A 17,002-nucleotide genomic window follows, 5' to 3' on the forward strand; every position below is an offset into this window, starting at 1 on the left:
CAAGGCGGCTACGCTGACCCGCATGGCAGATCGCGCTACCGGTCCGGAGACAGAGGCCCCGCAGAAGCCGACGAGTGCCCGCGGCCGGCGGTCCGCCGCGGGATCGGACGCCCGCGGCAAGAGCGGCACCCGGCGCGACCTCGTCGAGGGGCGCATCATCGAGGAGGCCGAGCGGCTGTTCGCCGAGAAGGGGTTCGCCGCCACCAGCCTCCAGGACATCGCCGACGCGGCCGGGATGACCCGTCCAGCGATCTACCACTACGTCCGCAGCAAGGACGACCTGCTCGCCCGACTGGTCCAGGAGCTCACCTGGACCTCCGCCGAGGAACTGCGGCAGGTCAGCAGCGATGCAGCCAGCAGCGCGGTGACCCGGTTGCACGGCATGGTCAAGCTGCTGGCGACGCGGCTCACCACCCACCCCGAGCGGTTCCAGCTGATGATCCGCTCGGAACCGGAACTTCCCGCGGAGCTCGCGAGCGTCTACGCGCAGGGACGCCGCAACGTGCTGCGCGAGTTCATCGGCGTCATCGATGAGGGAGTCCGCGACGGCTCGCTGCGTCCCGTCGACACCAGGGCGGCCGCCCTGGCGATCATCGGCATGTGCAACTGGCTGGCCTGGTGGTACAAGGCGGGCAGGGACGACCCGGAGAAGGTCACCGCGCAGATCGCGGACATGGCCGTCGCCTCGCTCCAGCAGCCCGGCGACCGGCGCGGAGAGGGGGAAGGCCCCGCACGTGCGCTGTCCCTGCTCCGCCAGGATCTCGACTACCTCGAACGCCTGATCAACGACTGAGCCGTCCGGTTCACGGCCCTTCCGTCCCGGTCCGGCCGGCGGGAAAGCGTTCGGCCAGCCAGCAGCCTACTTCGGCACCGGCAAGCGCGTATCCCGTCGGCTCTCCCTTGGTGATCGGGCCGCCGAAATGCGTGCCGCGCACATGGGCGATGGTCAGGTCCTTCGCGGCGAGCGCCTCTTCCATCGTCCGGATGTCGGAGGGGAAGCACGCCTGGTCACCGCTCAGCCCGACGAGCAGTGTGGGGCTGGTGACCCCCGGCGCACAGCGCACGAAGCCGGCGTTGCTGGACAGCGCCGACCACGTGGACAGCCATGCGTCCGGAGTGCAGAACCGCGCGAACCCGACGAGACCGTAGTTGGTCAGGTCGGGACGGCGTCCGAAGAGCGACCCGTACGGCCTGTCGTTCGGGTCGAGGGACGGATCGACGCTGCGCAGGTCGGCGTCGGTACGGTAGATCGTCATGACCCTGGGGGCGATCGCGGCACGGCGGTCGACCGGGTCGTCGGAACCGGCATAGCGTTTCCGGGCGGCCGAAGCTTCGGCCACCCGGGACCGGGCGATCTCGTCGAGCCGGGCGACGCGATCCCGCTGAGCCTGCCGATAGCGCTCGACGAACTCCTGTGCGTAGTGCGAGGCTTCCGGCGGGAGCGCGAACCCGTTGGCGGGCTCGAAGGCGTTGAGTTCGGGATCGGCCGACAGCGGATCGGATTCGTCGCTGACGGACGGGTCGATCAGCCGAAGCAGCAGAGCGCCCTGGCCCGGATGCGGCGCCACGAAGACCGCGGCGTCCGGCACCGGCATGTCCGCTTCGGCGAGCGGTATCGGGCGCCCCGCCGGCGTCCTCGCGATGCGTTCGTCGCCGACCAGCCCCGCCTGCTGATGATAGAAGGCGAATAGCGCGCCCCCGCCCGAATGGCCGAGGGTCACCGTGTGCTGGAACCCCTGTTCCCGCAGGAAGACCTGTCCCGCCGCGGCGTCCAGGAGCGCCTGCTCGTGCACCAGGGCGACGTCGTTGTTGACCGACCGGGAGCCCTGCGTCCACACCGCGAACCCGCGCGCCAGCAATTCGGGGACCAGGCCGTGATGGGTCAGATCCTGCCGCGGATGCATGAGCGCCACAACGGTCTCGGCGCCCGGTACGGTCCGCAGGACACCCGTCACCTTGGCACCGTCATGGGTCTTGAGCGCGTGCACCGAGGTGACGGTCGCCGCGGGAGGCTGCGCGCTCTCGACGTACCGCCCCGCTCCGAGCCCGCTCACGCCGGCTCCACCCGCAAGGCGTCCTTGTCGTGCTGGGTGATGCGCGCGTTGCGCAGTCCGGCGACGCTGGAGTACCAGACCGCGTGACGGCATCCGGTCGCCCGGCGGTCGATGACGATGGTCCCGTCGGAGGCGATCTCGAAGTAGGGCCCGACCTTGCCCACTTTGACCCCCTTCGCCGCCGCGGCGACCTCAGCGACGCCCGTGTTCTCCGGAACGTCGAGCACATAAAGGACAGTCATGCTCATGCCACCTCTTCCTTCTGCTTCTCGTCGGCGCGCAGCAGTCCACCGGCCCCGGGGATGGCGATCGGCAGCCGCAGGGCGCGCAAGATGCTGTACGCCGCGGCGGTGGCGGCGGACAGCACGGGAATGCCGAACTCCTGCTCGGCGGGTTCGATCAGGTCGAGCGAGGGCATCTGGACGCAGCACGACAGCACGAGCGCGTCCACAGCTTCGAGTTCCATGGAGCGGGCCGCAGCCATGATGCGGGCGCCGGGGATGCAACCCACCTCGGTGTTGTCACCGACCTCGAGAGCGCGCCAGTCGGCGATGGTGAACCCCTCGTGCTCCAGGTATGACACCACCTGCTCGGCGAGCGGACGCAGATAGGGCATGACCAGCCCGATCCGCCGGGCGCCCAGAGCCTTGAGTCCCTCCACGAGCGCACCGGCGCTCGACCGCACGAGCGCCGCCGAGTCGCCGGTCGCCAGCTGCTCGGCGACCAGTGACTCCACCCGCCGGTGCTCCCCCGGCCCTCCGGCCATGAGCGCGACCAGGCAGGCGTAGAGGATCACCTCGGGATCTGCGTCCGCGACCTCGATGACACAGCGCTCGCGCTGCGCGTTCATCGCACGCAGTTCGGCGGCCGAGACCGCGCGCATGCGCATCCTGGTCGAGTGGAACGAGAACTGTGCGTCCGCATGCCTCCCCAGCAGCCGAGGCATCTCCGTCTCCACTGTGACGTTCGAACTCGGCACCACCAAGCCGACGCGGTGAACACTCACGTGCACCTCCCTGAAGCACTCACTTTTTTACACTATAGACGAATTTTCGACACTAGCGAAGAATTCTGTGTCGGGCCGGGCGGGGGCCTCACCGATGCCGGTAGGCGGCGGCCGGCAGGCCGGCGTCCTCGGCGATCGCCGCCAGCGCGTTGTAGCCCGGCCCGCCGTGGACGCCGCCGCCCGGATGGGTCGACGCGCCGCACAGGTAGAGCCGCCGGACCGGTGCCCGGTACTGGTCCGTCCCGCTCCTGAGGAAGATCTTGCGGTCATGCCGTTCGGGCACGACGAAGGTGCTCCAGATGACGTTGCCGCCGTTCAGGTTCGGCGCGTACCGCTGGAGGACGTCGAGCAGAGCCTCGTTGTACGAGCCGGCGACGTCCGCCCATCCGCCGCTGTCATGCAGGAATCCGGGAAAGACCGTGTCGGCACCGGCGACGTGCTTGCCTGCGGGAGCCTGCGCCGGATCCCACATCGAGTTCACTCGGACGGCGGTCGCGGGCAGCGGCAGCGCGCCCTGGTCGACCTCGCGTGTCTGCTGCAGGACGGCACCGGGGTCGTCCAGCCCGACCATGACCTGGAAGCACTGGTCGATGTCGGGGTCCCAGCGGCCTGAGGAGTATTCAGGACGTCTGCGCAGGCAGAACATCGAGCTCGCCAGGGCGGTCGACGGTCGTGCGGCGAACTCCTCGACCTCGCGGCGAGCGGTCGGCGGCAGCACGTCCGCGTCGACCATGTCCAGCAGGGTGGCGGCGAGGCCGGCGCTGGACACCACCGCTCTTCGCGCGGCCAGGATCTCACCGCCCTCGATGCGGACTCCCGTGGCGGCGGACCCGTCCGTCACGATCTCCTTGACACGCGCTCGCGTGCGCACTGTTACGCCGAGCCCGGCGCAGGCATCTGTCATCGCACGCGCGAGCGTCCGCATCCCGCCGAGCGGGAGCCGCATCCGCCCCAGCGTCGGGAGAACGGCGCCGAGGAAGGACATCCCGGACCCCTCGGCGGTGAGATCCGCTCCCAGCTCGTGGGCGGCCCGCAGCAGCAGGGTCCGCAGCTCGGGCGTGTGGAAGAGCGAACCGATCAGCTCCCACGCGGGCATCTCCGCCGCCCGCCGGGGAACCGATCCGCGGTAGGCGGTCTCGACGGCCGCGGTGAACCGTTCGAAGCCCGCGTGGTCCGGCGGGTTGTAGACCTGGTGCTTCATCGCACGTCGGACGCGGTCGGCGCGGCGCAGCAGGCCCGTCAGCCGGGTCGCGTCCGCTGCGGAGTACCGTGCGACGCTCGCGCGGGTGAGGTCCAACGCGTCCGCGCGGTGGACGACGATCGGTGGACGGCCGTCGGCGAACGCGATCCCGTGCTGGGCCTTCGGCCACGCCACTTCCAGGCCGTGGGCGCGCAGCCTCAGGTCGCGCACCGCGGGCATGATGTCGTGGTACATCAGGTAGTTCGCGTGCGGGTTGTGCAGGTAGCCGGACGGGCCGGGCTCGACGGTGGTCGCGAGCCCGCCCGTCTCGGCCCCGGCCTCCAGCACCAGGGTCGAAAGTCCAGCTCGCTGGAGATACGCCGCGGCGGTGAGCCCGTTGTGGCCGCCACCGACCACGATCGCGTCGTATTCGCCCGCGGCGGCGGAGGTCATCGGCGCCTCAAGCTAGCGAGGTCCGAGACGGTCACGCACGATCCTGTCGATCTCGGCGTTGTGCCGTTTGGCGACCTCGATGAGCTCCCCGGTTCCTGGCACTCGCCAGCCGGTGTAGCCGTGGCCGGCCTTCTCTCCTTCGAGATAGTCGACATGGACGCCGGCGTCTCGCAGCCTCGCGGCGTAGAAGCGTGTTTCGTCGCGCAGCACCTCCCACTCACCGACGGCGATGAGGGCCGGGCAGACGCCCCGCACCGATTCGGCCAGCACCGGGGAGGCGCGCCAATCCCAGCGCTGCTCAGGGTCGGCCAGGTACTGCTCGATAACGTAGAGGTCGGAGTCGCGGGACAGCCCGTATCCGCTCGCGAACTCGAAATGGGACCGGTAGTCCTCGCGGGTGTCCAGCTGCGGGGACAGCAGCACCTGGAGCGCCAGGTCGGGCGAGCCTTCGTCCCTGGCCATCAGCGCCATGACCGCGGCGATGTTCGCGCCGGTGCAGCCGCCGCCGACGGCGATGCGGCCGCGGTCGACACCGAGGTCCTGGGCGTTGTCGTGCACCCATTGGACGGTGGCCCAGCAGTCCTCGATCGCGGCCGGGAACTTGTGCTCGGGAGGTACTCGAAAATCCGGGTGCACCACCGTGCAGCCCCAATCGCGGACGTGGGCGCCGTTCATTCCGTCGACGTGCTCCAGTCCGTTCATGCTGATCCAGCCGCCGGCGTGAGTGTGCACGTACACGCCGCGGTCACCGCCGTTCGCCGGATGGTAGATCTTGGTGGGGATCGCCCCGGCGGGCCCCGGGACCTCCACGGTCTCCACCGTCACGCCCTCGGGCAGCTTCTGGGCGGACAACATCGCGGCGTGGCTGCGGCGAACGGTCTCAACACCCATCTCGCGCAGGTCGCGACCGTTGCCGACGGCCTTGTAGACCGCGCTCAGGTCCTCATCGAGCTCGGCCATCCGGCGCCGGCGAAGCTCGTCATAGTCGGTCGGCATGAGGTTCTCCTAGGATCGGCCGCTGGACGTCAGCGGGAAATGACAGGCGACGGTGCCGTCGGGTCCGCTCTCCCCGAGCGGCTGATCAACAGCGCAGGAACCCCGATCGGAGCGGACGGCCGGCCCGACCGGGCAGCGGGTGTGGAACCGGCACCCGGCCGGCGGGTGCAACGGATCGGGCACGTCCCCCTGCAACGGGCGCAGCGCGTCCTCCCGCTGATGTACCCGGGGAACCGCCCCGATGAGCACGCTCGTGTAAGGGTGCCGGGGCTCCGAGAAGAGGCGGCCCGCGTCGGCCTCCTCGACGATCTTGCCGAGGTTCATCACCGCGATGCGGTCGGAGAGATACCGCACCACGGCCAGGTTGTGCGAGATGAACAGGAAGGCGACGCCGGTCTCGCGCTGCAACTCCCGCAGGAGGTTGAGGATGGCCGCCTGGACGGAGACGTCCAGCGCCGAGGTGATCTCATCGGCGATGATGAGGGACGGCTTCAGGGCGAGGGCCCGGGCGATCGCGATCCGCTGCCGCTGCCCGCCGGAGAACTGGAACGGGTACCGGTTCGCGTCCGAGGCCGACAGCCCGACCAGTTCCAGGAGCCGGCCGCTCTCCAGCCGGAGTTCCCGGTTCGACAGCGACAGGTGCTCGGCCATGGGCTCGACGATCGCCTTGCCGACCGGCATCCGCGGGTTCAGCGACGCGTACGGGTCCTGGAAGACCATCTGGATCTGCGAGCACAGATCCCTGCGTGCCTTCGCCGTGGCGTGGGTGATGTCCTTTCCGTTCAGCCGTACGGTGCCCGCGGTGACCGGCGCCAGGCCGAGGATCCCTCGCCCCAGGGTCGACTTCCCCGATCCTGACTCTCCGACCAGGCCGAGCGTCGTCCCCGCCTCGATGTGCAGGGATACACCGTCCACCGCATGCAGGGGCCGCTCGCCGCCGGGATAGGTCACCCGGAGCCCGTCCACCGTCAGGAGCCCGCTCATCCGACACGCTCCGCGATGGGCGCCGTGGTCCTGGCCCAGCAGGCGACCATGTGGCCGACCCCCGCCTCGGGTTCGAGTCCGGGCATCTCGGTGCGGCACCGCTCCATGGCCTCCGGGCAGCGCGGCGCGAAGGGGCAGCCTGCCGACGCGGAGTCGGACGGCCCGGCCTGCCCGCTGATCGTCGTGAGCGGGGACGCAGGATCGGTGTCCAGGTCGATGACCGCCCCGAGCAGGGCCCGGGTGTAGGGGTGCGACGGCGAGTCCAGCATCGCTCTGTCGAGAACCTCCACGATGCGTCCCAGGTACATCACCACGATCCGGTCGCAGATCTCGCCGACGACGGCCAGATCGTGCGAGATGAACAGCACGGCCGTGCCGCTCCTGTCGTTCACCTCCAGCAGGACGTCGAGGATCTGGCGCTGGATCGTCACGTCGAGCGCGGTCGTCGGCTCGTCAGCGATGATCAGTGCGGGGTCGCTCATCAGGGCCATGGCGATCATCGCGCGCTGGCGCATCCCTCCGGAAAGTTCGTGCGGGTACTGCCGCAGGCGTCGCTTGGGGGCACTGAGGCCGACGGTGGTGAGGCGCTCCTCGGCGCGGCCGAGCGCGCTCGCGCGATCGAGCCCGTCGTGCACGCGCACCCGTTCGGTCAACTGCCTGCCGATGCGGATCAGCGGATTGAGCGAGGACATCGGGTCCTGGAAGACCACCGAGAGGCGGTTGGCCAGTGCCGCGCGGCGTGCCCGCCGGCCGGCGGTCGCCAGGTCCACGCCTTGGAACTCCAGCGTCGCCGCCCGCATCCGGGCGGAGGGAGGCAGCAGCCCGGCGAGCGCCAGCGCGGTGACGGACTTGCCGCTTCCCGACTCCCCCACGACCCCGAGAACCTCGCCTGCGCGGATGTCGAGGTCGACGCCGCGGACGGCGGCGACCGTCGAACGACCGTGCCCGAACTCCACCTGCAGCCCGCGGATCCGAGCGACCGCAGGCGCGTTGTCCATCGCCGCCTCAACGCTCTTCTCCGCCGTCGGGGCGTCGTCGTTCGCGGGCGTCCCGCGCGGGGTCCGCTCCTTGCGCCCGGCGGCGATCCGCAGCGCGGGGTTCAGGCTTCGCGCGATCGCCTCCCCCAGCAGGCTGAACATCACACCGGCGAGCGTGATGGCCGCTCCGGGCGTGATCGCCGCGAGCGGTGAGGTGTAGAGCGCCTCCAAACCGGAGTGCAGGACGGCGCCCCAGTCGTAGTCCGGTGCCTGGACACCGACGCCGAGATAGCTGAGCGCCGCTACCGCCACCAGCGACAGGTTGGCGCCCACGCCGATCTGCAGGATCAGCGGCTCGGCGGTGTTGAGCAGCACGTAGCGGGTCAGGAGACGGCGGCGGCTGACGCCGATCACCTTGGCGGCCGCCATGTAGTCGAGTTCGGCGATCGAGGTCGCGAGAGTCTGCGCGGCGCGTGCGAACAGCGGCGAGATGCCGATGCCGACGCCGAGCACCATGCCCAGGTTCCCCGGCCCCGTGACCGCGATCAAGAACAGGGCCACCAGGATGCCCGGGACGGCCAAGGCCAGCCCCACGCCGCGCGCCGTCCACCGCCTCACCCTGGGTCCGGCGAGACCGGCGAGGACCCCGGCGGGCACACCGATCACGGTGGCGACGCAGGTGGCGGCGATGGCCAGCAGCAGGCTCAGGCGGGTGGCGGCCAGGGTGCGGGCCAGCACGTCGCGGCCCAGCGAGTCCGTGCCGAGCAGCGCCCTTGCCGACGGCCCCTGGTAGGCCAGGTCGGGACGGACCTTCACGGCGGCGTCGCCCCACACGCCGGGGCCGATGACACCGATGACGACGAACGCGGCCACCAGGAGCAACGCCAGCGGCGCGGTCGGGGAGGACAGCACGGCGGCCGGCAGCCCCCGCAGGCGTCTACGCATTGTCTAGTACTCCTTCAGCGCCGTCATGCGCGGGTTGAGCGCTACCAGCACCACGTCGACGAGCGCGTTGACCAGCAGGATGATGAGGCCGAGCACGAGGATGCAGGCCTGGACCACCGGATAGTCGTGCCCAGTGATCGCGGGGACGATGGCGGTGCCGATGCCCGGCCAGGCGAAGATGTTCTCGATGACCACGCTGCCGCCCACCAGGCCGCCCAGCGCCAGCCCCGCCACTGTCAGCGACTGCGCGAGCACGTTGGGAGCCACGTGCCGGACGAACAGCCGCACCGTGGGCAGCTGGTTCGCCTTGGCGGTCCGGATGTAGTCCTGTTCCAGCACTTTCACGGTCTCGATCCGCACCACGCGGGCCAGGAAGAAGGCCGGGGGCAGGGCGAGCGCCAGCGCGGGCAGCACCATCGACTGCGGTCCTTGCCTTCCCGAGGCCGGGAACCAGTGCGTCCCCAGCGCGAAGACCACGACGAGCAGGGTGCCGGTGAGGAAGTCCGGGACGGCGGTGACGGTCCCCGAGACCAGGTTGAAGCCGAGTTCGGTACGCCGCCTTCGCCCGCCCGCGGTGAGCCACCCGAAGCACATCCCGAGCAGCAGCGAGATGACGAGCACCAGCGCCATCGCGGCGACCGCCAGCTGCACCGTGGCCGTCAGCCGGTTGCGGATGAGCTGGTCCACCGGTTCACCGGTCTGGATCGAGGTGCCGAACTTGAAATGCGCCAGGTCGCGGACGTAGTACCAGAACTGGACCCACAGGGGCCGGTCGAGATGGAGCTGTGCGCGCCGGGCCGCGACCACCTCCGGTGAGACGTTGAGGCCGAGGCTGGCCCGGACCGGGTCGCCCGGCACCAGATGGATCATCAGGAAGGTGATGACCAGGAGGAAGACCAGCCCGCCGGCGATCGTCGCGAGTCGTCGCAGGACGAACGCGCGCCAGCGGCCGGACCGTGCCGCGGCCGGGGCATCGGCCTCCGTCCCGGCCGCGGTGTCGATCGTGGTGCTGGTCATTTCTTGAACCCGAGCCCGTCGGGGTAGACGGCCGAGAGCAGGTAGGGCGAGAACTGCACGTCGTGGCCGAACCACGTGACGTTCACCGCGCCCCAGGGGATGATGTCCGCCTGCTCGTAGAGGGCCTGCTCCGCCGCGGACCAGTCGTCGCACGCGCTGGTCGTGATCTGCGCGGAGGCCTTGTCGGCTCGCTTGAGGAACTCGGCGTTGTGGACCGAGCCGTTGTTGCGGCCCTGGGGCGGGGCCTGGGAACCGAACGTCGCCAGCAGCTGGCTGGGCGAGTTGTTGAATCCGCCCGCCACGTAGACGTCCCAGTCGCTCTTGGGCGTGGACACGATCCGCACGGTGTCGGCGCCGGGCTTGACCACCGGCTTCACCGCGACGCCCAGCTTGCCCCAGCTGGAGATGAGGAAGTCGGCGATGTTCGGCCCGAACAGGCTGGGGATCAGCACCGTGATGGAGACCTGCTTCCCGTCCTTCATCAGCTTCCCGCCGGAGGAGGTGTAGCCACCCGCCTCCGCGTAGCGCCGCGCGGCGTTCAGGTCGTAGGCGGGCATCGCGGTGCCGACCTTGTCGGGCTGGTAGCACAGCCCGCGCGGAAGGACGAGGGTCTTGGGGACGGTGGCACCCGGACCGATCACGCTGGTCGCCAGGCTCGCCCTGTCCAGCCCGGCGAACAGCGCCCTGCGCAGATTGACGTCGGAGGTCACGCGCCCCGAGCCCTCGTTCAGGTACATGGTGTAGTTGTCGACCTGCGAGGTCTTCTTCTGCGTGGCGTTCGGGCTGTTCTTCAGGCGTGTCGCCGTCTGGCCCTGCGCGTCGGTGAGGTCGAGGCCACCGGTCTCGAAGGAGTTCACCGCGGTGGCGTCGTCGGCGATCACGTGCAGGACGAGCTTGGCGGGGGGCTTCACCGATCCGCCGGCGGCGGCGCCCGGCCCCCAGGTGTAGCCGGCGCGGCGCTCGAGGGTGTAGTGGTCGCCGGGGACGCTCTGCGCGAGCCGGTAGGGTCCGGTGCCGTCGGTGGTCTTGGCCAGCGACGAGGGATCGTCCAGCCCCTTGCGGCAGATGATGAACATCTGGCTCATGCCCTGCAGCAGGTCGCCGTAGGGCTGGCTCACCTTCACGCTCACGGTGCTCGCCGCCTCATCGGCGGCCACCGTGAAGTCCTTGACGTTCCCGAAGACGTTCATGCGCGAGGTCACGGTCGGCGACTTCAGCCGCTTGATGCTGTCGGCGACGTCCTTAACGGTGAGCTTGGATCCGTCCGAGCACGTGACGTCCTTGCGGATCGTCATCTCGATGCTCGTGGTCGCCACCTTCCACGACGAGGCCACCGACGGAACGATCTTCCCCTCCCGCAGCGCCACCGGGGTGTCGTAGAGGTAGTTCGCCACCCCCAGGCTGCCGACGTTGCTCGCCGACTGCGGGTCCAGGGTCGTCGGGTCGGCGATGAGCCTGACGTCCATGGTCCGGTCGCCGCCCGATCCCGAGGACGACCCCCCTCCGCAGGCCGCCGCACCGAGCGTCACCACGGCCGTCAACGCGGCCGCGCCTGCGCCGCGGGTTCTGAGTCTCATCCCAGTCGCTCCCAGGTCTTTCGATGCCAAGGCGGCGGGCACCGCCAGGTGGCATCGGGCTGTCGCTTGTCTCACGCCGGACGCACATCCGCCACACCGGGCGGTCGACCCACGGGTCCGGCGAACCCTGTGAGCCACCTCACGCGAACGAAGCTAAACTCGCCTAACGGACATGTCAAGAGTTTGACGACTACGTCAAAGACGAAAGCTTCGTGCCCTGATCGGCGTTTCCCCGAGCGGTTCGTGTGACAGGGGCCCATCCGGACGCGCGGCGGCGATCACCAGCCGCGCACGCCGGGCTGCAGGCAGAGGATCAGGCGAAGTCCGGGCCGGAGCTTTCGGCGCGGGGGTCCAGCAGCCGCTCGAGCACGTCGACGTCTCGGCGGATGAGCTTGATCAGCCCTTGTGGCCCCCGGTCGGCGGAGGGCGTACCGGGCTCGGCGAGAACGGCGGCCAACGCCATCTCGGTGACCTGATCGGCGATCCGGCCCTCGTCGCGTTCGCCCCCCGGGCGGTACCACCAGGCCACCCAGTTGCACATACCGATGATCGTGAACGCGGCGACCCGCTCATCCAGAGGGTGGAACACGCCCTCGGTGATCCCGTCCGCGAGCACCTCGCTCAGGCCGCGCACCACCATCCGCTTCGCGGCGAGATGCTTGGCCGCCAGACCGGCGGGAAGCTCGCTCTCACAGCGGTCGAGCAGGCGGAAACGCTCTGGTTCCCTGGCCCTGCGCAGCGCCATGCCATGGACGAGCCGCCGCAGGCGTTCCGCGGCCGGCTCGGTGCTGCTCTCGATCTCCCGCGCGGCCTGGGCCCCGGTTTCGGTGATCTCCTCCACCAGGCGGTTGAGCAGGTCGTCCTTGGTCTTGACGTAGTAGTAGAGCTTCGGCCTGCTCGTCCCCATCGAATCCGCGATGTCCTGGAGGCTCGTCGAGGCGAAGCCCTTGTCGGCGAACAACTTCAGCGCATGCTCGTAGATCTGCTGCTCGACCAGGTCCCGGCGTGTCCTCGCCTTCGCCGGCGAACGTCCGCCCCGCTGTTCCACCACGCCGACCGCCTTTCGGGATGCCCGAGACGGTACCGACAGTAGCCAGTTCACTCGACCCCGCCCCGGCGGCGCCGGCGTCCCGGTACCGCGTTCGGAGTCTGATCCCAGCAGTTGAGCACAGCACGATGGATCTGTTCATCCCACGCCGATCCGGTGCCCTGACGGCCCCCGAGCCCGCCAGGGCACCGATCGGATCTTCAGACGCCCGGCTCCCGCCGATGCCCGGTCAGCGGTCCTCGAACCAGAGGCGCGTCACGAAGGGGGACTTCTTGGTGTGGAGCGTGTTCATGCCTCTCGTGTCGCCCTTGAGATAGCGGTTGAAGAAGGCGGTGGAGTACGCCTTGTAGATGTCAGCCTTCTGAGCGAAGTCGCGATGGTCGTCGGCCGGGAAGATTCCCTTGAGCGCCGGGGGAAGCGCCTCGATCATGTCGGTGACGACGAAATGGTCGGTGTCCTTGACCTCCACGAAGTATTTCGGGCCGACCGCGTGGTTGTAGGTCGTGTACTGCGTCCCGAACGACGCCTCGAACTTCGGATCGTCGCCGTTGATGAACATGAGGGGTGTACGGATCTGTGCGGCGCTCCGCGCGATCTGCGAGTCCTTGATGAAGCAGGGCGCGGCGAGCGGAACGACCGCCTTGATCCGGGGATCCTGCAGGGCGAAGGGGCCTTTCATGGCCTTGACCTCCGACATCGCGCACGGGTTCACGTCGGTGATGACCGAGTGCTCCACGTCGCTCTCCTTGGCCGTGAGCGGGTAGTCGCAGTAGATCGGCATTCCCCCCTTGAGAAGGGTGTAGGCGGCGCCGAGCGAGTGTCCCGTCATGCCGATGTCGTTCGTGTTGATCATTCGGTGGAACGGTGACTTCGGGTCGGCGTTTCGCCGCACGGCCTGGTCGATGGTGAAGCTGATCTCCGCCGGGCGGTAGGTCATGCCGAACTGGGTTTTCTTGAACCAGTCGCTGAACAGGTTGAAGACCGAGTCGCTGGAATTGTTCGCGACCAGCGCTTGGAGCGCCCGCGCGACCGACCTGACGGTATAGAGGCCGGTTCCCATGCCGGGCAGAGCGGTCAGTGCATCGAGGTGGTCGATGCTGATGACGACATAGCCTTGGCTGGCCAGGTTCTGCGTGTAGAAGTAGTAGCCGTCGCCGGGGGCGCCGAGTCCCGGCGAGAAGAGGATGAGAGGGTATGGGCCGCCCGAGCGGTCGAGCGGAGCGTCCTTGACGGCGGTGCCGACCACGTGCTCCGGGGTCTCGTAGGGCTTCGCGCCCACCGCGGGATTGGCCGGATACCAGGTCGTCAACTGCAACTGGCGGTCCTGGAAGCGGTACGACTGGACGTTCACCCCTACCTTGTGGGGCCCGTCGGGCGGTGCGGTGGCGAAGGTGTGGTCGACCGCATCAAGGAACTTGCCTACCGGCGTAAGACTTTGTGCCGCATCAGCGGCGGTGGGCGTTCCTGCAGTGATGCCCGCCCACAACAGCGAGGTGATCACTAAGACGAGACTTACCGGTCTGATCTGCTTCTTTAGGGCGCCTGAGCCCGTCATTGGAGGTCCTTTGGAAGCTGGGGAGCAGTTCGCGGCCACAGCGGAGCGCGACTGCATGGAAAAGGTGCCCGGCAGCACGGGCGGAGATATCGAAGAGTGCGCAGGCGGGCACGGGCTCCGGTTCGCGTGGTCACTACGCGGCGCGGTGCCGGGACGGACGCACCTCAAGGGGTGTGACGACGTTCGTCCAGGGAAATGCCTGTTTGGAGGCGAGCAGTTCACGGCCGCCATGTCAACGGTCGTGAGCTGCGTTGATCAGGAGAGGGTGTCGGCCCAGTCGGTCAGGGTGCTGACGAAGAGGGCCGGGTCTTCCATGTGCATGGCATGGCCCATGCGCGGGAAAGAGCGGTAGTCGACCTTTTGGCCTGCGTTGGTGATGAGTTCCCTGGTGCGGGTGGCCTGGAGGTCGGACAGCGCGCCGATCAGGCGGCCGGTGTGCTCGTCGACCATGCGGAAGTGGTGGGTGAGCAGGACCGGAACCTTGACCGAGGCGAGCATGCGGGCGTGGTCGCAGCTCGCGGCGACGGTTCCGGTCCAGAAGGCGCGGGCCCATTCGGGGTCGTATTCCTTGAGGTTCTGGGGTGGTTCGTCGCCGGTGGCCTGGTCGTTGAAGAGGGCGGCGAGCGGGCCGGGGAGTTCGCGTGGAGCGGCTTCGCGCATGCCTTTCCAGTCGCCGATGCTCCATTGGTCGCCGAGGTATTTGCTCCAGAGCGCGAACATCGGGCCGACGCCCTGGCGCAGCGACTGCCCGCAGGAGGTGTCGACCTCGGAGTGGAACAGGGGCGGGTCCTCGTAGTGGGCGCCGCGGATACTGCCGGGCACGCCGTAGGCCGACAGCCACGCCGACATCACGCCACCGGAGGACAGGCCGCTGACGATGACGGGGCGCTGGATGCGGCCCGCGATGAAGCGGACGAGGTCGGCGCCGAAGTTGTCGAGCGTGTAGCGGCCGGGGGTGCGAGTGGAGCGTCCTTGCCCGCGCAGGTCGACGGCGAACACCTCGAAGTCCTGTTCGAGCAGGTGCATCGCCTGTTCGTATCCCCACCAGGACTCGGACTGGCCGGGGATGAGCAGAAGGGCGGGGAGGTCGGGTGTGCCGGCGACGGCGTAGTTGAGGTGGACTTCGCCGGTGTCGAACAGGTGCTCGTCGTAGGCGTGCGGGACGTAGGTCGCGTCCGGGTTGTGCGGTCCGTACTGCGAAGTTGCCATGGCTCTCCTCGGGCGGGGAAGTCCGGCCCCGGATCCGGCGCGCTGGATCCGGGGCCGGAGCTGTGGGGTCAGTTGGTGACGGCGCGGAGCGGGACGGTCAGGTAGCTGGGGTTGCTCGGGTCGCGGTGGACGGTGGCGATGCCGAACCGTTCCGGGCTCTGCAGGGAGGGCATGATGTGCGGGGTGTCGGAGCCGGAGACGGTGAGGCGGAGCCGGTGTCCGGGCTTGAGGATCCAGTCGGTGGCCAGGATCTCGATGTGCATGGTGGCCTGCTGCCCGGGGCTGACGGGCTGTGCCCTGTCGGGCGTGTAGTAGTGGTAGGGCTCGATGGGGTCGCCGTTGGCGGCGTAGACGGTTTTAGCGGGGTCGTAGGAGCGGCGGCTGGTGAGCAGGACTCCCTGGGTCATCGGTGTGGAGTGGCCGTCGGGTGCGACGTCGGAGAGCCGCCCGACCCAGCTGGCGTCCTTGGCCGTGCTCGATCCGCGCAGCGTGAGGCCGACCGAACCGGCGATCTGGGTGGCGGTGGTGAACGGCTGGGTGGTGTAGGTGAAGGAGTGCTTCTCCTCGGGACGGTTGTCGGTGTTGCAGGGGACGCCTTCGGGGATCGCTCCGCCGAGGAATTGGGTGGTGGAGCGGGAGCACAGGCCGCCGAGCAGGTTGAACTGGCCGGTGTCGGCTCCGCCGGTGGTGGGCGGTGCGGCGGCGAGCGTGCCGTCGTTGAGCGAGGTGGCGGTGCCGCTCTTGGTGCCGTTCAGATAGAGGCGCCGGTAGTCGGTGGCGGTGGAGGGCCAGTCCTTGTACTGGGTCCAGCGGTCGGCGCCCTGGTCGTAGAGGGTGACCGGACCGACCTTGTCGATCCCGTTGTTCCGGCCCTTGAGCCAGTGGTCGAACCAGGCGACCGCCAGCTGCATCTTGGTCGGCGACGGGGTCTCTTCCGGCTTGACGGACTTGTTGAGGGTGTAGTGGGTCCAGGGGCCGATGACGAGCTGCTTGCGGCCAGGCTGGAGCTTCATGTCGCGGTACTGGCGTGGCGAGGAACGGAAGAACAGGTCCTCCCAGCCGGTGTAGACCAGGGTGGCTGCTTTGATCTTGGTGACGTCCAGGGAGCGCTCGCGCCAGTCGGCGTTGTCCCAGTTGTTCTGGCCGTTGAACAGCTTGATGAGCTGGTCGAACCGCCACGGGATTCCGTTGCCGTCGGCAGCGAGGCGCTTGCGCAGGATCTCCAGGGCCTTGGCCGGGTCGTCCAGGGACGGGCTCGGGAGCGTGCCGGTGAGTTCCAGCAGGAACCACAGGAAGGACGGTGAGGCCCAGTGTCCGCCGTCGGCCATGAACTCGCGGTAGATGTCGACCGGTGACGCGCCGGCGACGACTGCCTTGAGGGCCGGTGGCGCGATCTCGGCGGTCCGGTTCGCAGATGCGCCGTAGTAGGAGAATCCGGCCGCGCCGACCTTTCCGGTGGACCAGGGCTGCTTGGCCGCCCATTGGACGATCTCGTAGGAGTCCTTGCGCTCGCGGGAGTCCAGCGCGCGGAAGCTGCCGTCGGAGTTTCCGGTGCCGCGCACGTCCACGATGACCTCGACATACCCGTACCTGGCGTAATCGGAGTCGGTGAGCAGCGCGACCGGCTTTCCGTAGCAGCCCTGGACGACCACGACCGGGAACCGTCCAGGGGCGGGACTGCCGTCGGCGAGCGCCGGCCGGGTGACATCGGCCCGCAGGACGACCCCGTCGTCCATCGGGATCTCCACGTCGACGGTGCGGGCCTCGCGCGGGTAGGACGGCTTGGGGACGGTGTAGTTCGCCCAGGCGTCCGGACCTGAGGGCGCCTTCGCCTGCGGACGGATAGAGGCCTTGGCCGGGGCGGCCTCGGCGATGGGCATCGCGCCGAGGACGCAGGTCAGGGCGGTCGCCGATGCGGCCGCCAGCGTGATGGAGCCGAGCCGGTTCATTCTCATCTCCTTGGATCGCACGCCGAAGCGGCGCCCCCGAGGACAGACGATG

At 69.2% G+C, this 17,002-nt stretch carries 14 protein-coding genes; 1 reads left to right on the plus strand and 13 read right to left on the minus strand.

The window, feature by feature from the left end; translation table 11 throughout:
• Positions 1-22: 22 nt before the first annotated feature.
• A complete protein-coding gene (locus F9B16_RS09385; RefSeq protein WP_151539612.1) occupies positions 23-793 on the plus strand; it encodes a TetR/AcrR family transcriptional regulator in 771 nt (256 codons plus the stop codon).
• A 10-nt stretch (positions 794-803) separates the two neighbouring features.
• On the opposite strand, the gene F9B16_RS09390 is transcribed toward F9B16_RS09385, so the two are convergent.
• From F9B16_RS09390 to F9B16_RS09450, 13 genes are all read right to left on the minus strand, one after another.
• Complete coding sequence (locus tag F9B16_RS09390) at positions 804-2,054, minus strand: alpha/beta hydrolase (RefSeq protein ID WP_151539613.1); 1,251 nt, start codon at positions 2,052-2,054, stop codon at positions 804-806.
• A complete protein-coding gene (locus tag F9B16_RS09395) occupies positions 2,051-2,302 on the minus strand; it encodes a hypothetical protein (RefSeq protein ID WP_225991496.1) in 252 nt (83 codons plus the stop codon). Before F9B16_RS09395 ends, F9B16_RS09390 begins: the two co-directional genes overlap by 4 nt.
• Complete coding sequence (locus tag F9B16_RS09400) at positions 2,299-3,000, minus strand: maleate cis-trans isomerase family protein (RefSeq protein WP_225991497.1); 702 nt, start codon at positions 2,998-3,000, stop codon at positions 2,299-2,301. Before F9B16_RS09400 ends, F9B16_RS09395 begins: the two co-directional genes overlap by 4 nt.
• Before the next feature lie 148 nt (positions 3,001-3,148).
• Positions 3,149-4,693 carry a phytoene desaturase family protein gene (locus F9B16_RS09405; protein WP_151539615.1) on the minus strand — a complete coding sequence of 515 codons (1,545 nt, stop codon included), beginning with the start codon at positions 4,691-4,693 and terminating at the stop codon, positions 3,149-3,151.
• Between the two features lie 12 nt (positions 4,694-4,705).
• Positions 4,706-5,689, minus strand: a complete 984-nt coding sequence (locus tag F9B16_RS09410) for an alpha/beta hydrolase (protein WP_151539616.1) — start codon at positions 5,687-5,689, stop codon at positions 4,706-4,708.
• 9 nt (positions 5,690-5,698) lie between these two features.
• A complete protein-coding gene (locus F9B16_RS09415) occupies positions 5,699-6,673 on the minus strand; it encodes an ABC transporter ATP-binding protein (RefSeq protein WP_151539617.1) in 975 nt (324 codons plus the stop codon).
• On the minus strand, positions 6,670-8,595 hold the full coding sequence (locus F9B16_RS09420; RefSeq protein WP_151539618.1) for a dipeptide/oligopeptide/nickel ABC transporter permease/ATP-binding protein: 1,926 nt from the start codon (positions 8,593-8,595) through the stop codon (positions 6,670-6,672). Before F9B16_RS09420 ends, F9B16_RS09415 begins: the two co-directional genes overlap by 4 nt.
• Before the next feature lie 3 nt (positions 8,596-8,598).
• Positions 8,599-9,612, minus strand: a complete 1,014-nt coding sequence (locus F9B16_RS09425; protein WP_151539619.1) for an ABC transporter permease — start codon at positions 9,610-9,612, stop codon at positions 8,599-8,601.
• A complete protein-coding gene (locus tag F9B16_RS09430) occupies positions 9,609-11,078 on the minus strand; it encodes an ABC transporter substrate-binding protein (RefSeq protein ID WP_192808690.1) in 1,470 nt (489 codons plus the stop codon). Before F9B16_RS09430 ends, F9B16_RS09425 begins: the two co-directional genes overlap by 4 nt.
• Positions 11,079-11,502: 424 nt before the next feature.
• Positions 11,503-12,240, minus strand: a complete 738-nt coding sequence (locus tag F9B16_RS09435) for a TetR/AcrR family transcriptional regulator (protein ID WP_225991498.1) — start codon at positions 12,238-12,240, stop codon at positions 11,503-11,505.
• Between the two features lie 226 nt (positions 12,241-12,466).
• Entirely contained in the window at positions 12,467-13,738 is a 1,272-nt protein-coding gene (locus tag F9B16_RS09440; RefSeq protein ID WP_192808691.1) for an alpha/beta hydrolase family protein, read from the minus strand.
• Positions 13,739-14,047: 309 nt separating this feature from the next.
• Positions 14,048-15,001, minus strand: a complete 954-nt coding sequence (locus F9B16_RS09445; protein WP_151539622.1) for an alpha/beta fold hydrolase — start codon at positions 14,999-15,001, stop codon at positions 14,048-14,050.
• A 68-nt stretch (positions 15,002-15,069) separates the two neighbouring features.
• Entirely contained in the window at positions 15,070-16,950 is a 1,881-nt protein-coding gene (locus F9B16_RS09450) for a CocE/NonD family hydrolase (protein ID WP_192808692.1), read from the minus strand.
• Positions 16,951-17,002: the final 52 nt, after the last annotated feature.

Origin of the sequence: Actinomadura montaniterrae (assembly GCF_008923365.1) — a bacterium.
In the GTDB taxonomy this organism is placed as follows: domain Bacteria; phylum Actinomycetota; class Actinomycetes; order Streptosporangiales; family Streptosporangiaceae; genus Spirillospora; species Spirillospora montaniterrae.

Coding starts and splice junctions, on each gene's coding strand:
- F9B16_RS09385 (WP_151539612.1), top strand. CDS start 23: ATGGCAGATCGCGCTACCGGTCCGGAGACAGAGGCCCCGCAGAAGCCG.
- F9B16_RS09395 (WP_225991496.1), bottom strand. CDS start 2,302: ATGAGCATGACTGTCCTTTATGTGCTCGACGTTCCGGAGAACACGGGC.
- F9B16_RS09400 (WP_225991497.1), bottom strand. CDS start 3,000: ATGCCTCGGCTGCTGGGGAGGCATGCGGACGCACAGTTCTCGTTCCAC.
- F9B16_RS09405 (WP_151539615.1), bottom strand. CDS start 4,693: ATGACCTCCGCCGCCGCGGGCGAATACGACGCGATCGTGGTCGGTGGC.
- F9B16_RS09410 (WP_151539616.1), bottom strand. CDS start 5,689: ATGCCGACCGACTATGACGAGCTTCGCCGGCGCCGGATGGCCGAGCTC.
- F9B16_RS09415 (WP_151539617.1), bottom strand. CDS start 6,673: ATGAGCGGGCTCCTGACGGTGGACGGGCTCCGGGTGACCTATCCCGGC.
- F9B16_RS09420 (WP_151539618.1), bottom strand. CDS start 8,595: ATGCGTAGACGCCTGCGGGGGCTGCCGGCCGCCGTGCTGTCCTCCCCG.
- F9B16_RS09425 (WP_151539619.1), bottom strand. CDS start 9,612: ATGACCAGCACCACGATCGACACCGCGGCCGGGACGGAGGCCGATGCC.
- F9B16_RS09430 (WP_192808690.1), bottom strand. CDS start 11,078: ATGGACGTCAGGCTCATCGCCGACCCGACGACCCTGGACCCGCAGTCG.
- F9B16_RS09445 (WP_151539622.1), bottom strand. CDS start 15,001: ATGGCAACTTCGCAGTACGGACCGCACAACCCGGACGCGACCTACGTC.
- F9B16_RS09450 (WP_192808692.1), bottom strand. CDS start 16,950: ATGAACCGGCTCGGCTCCATCACGCTGGCGGCCGCATCGGCGACCGCC.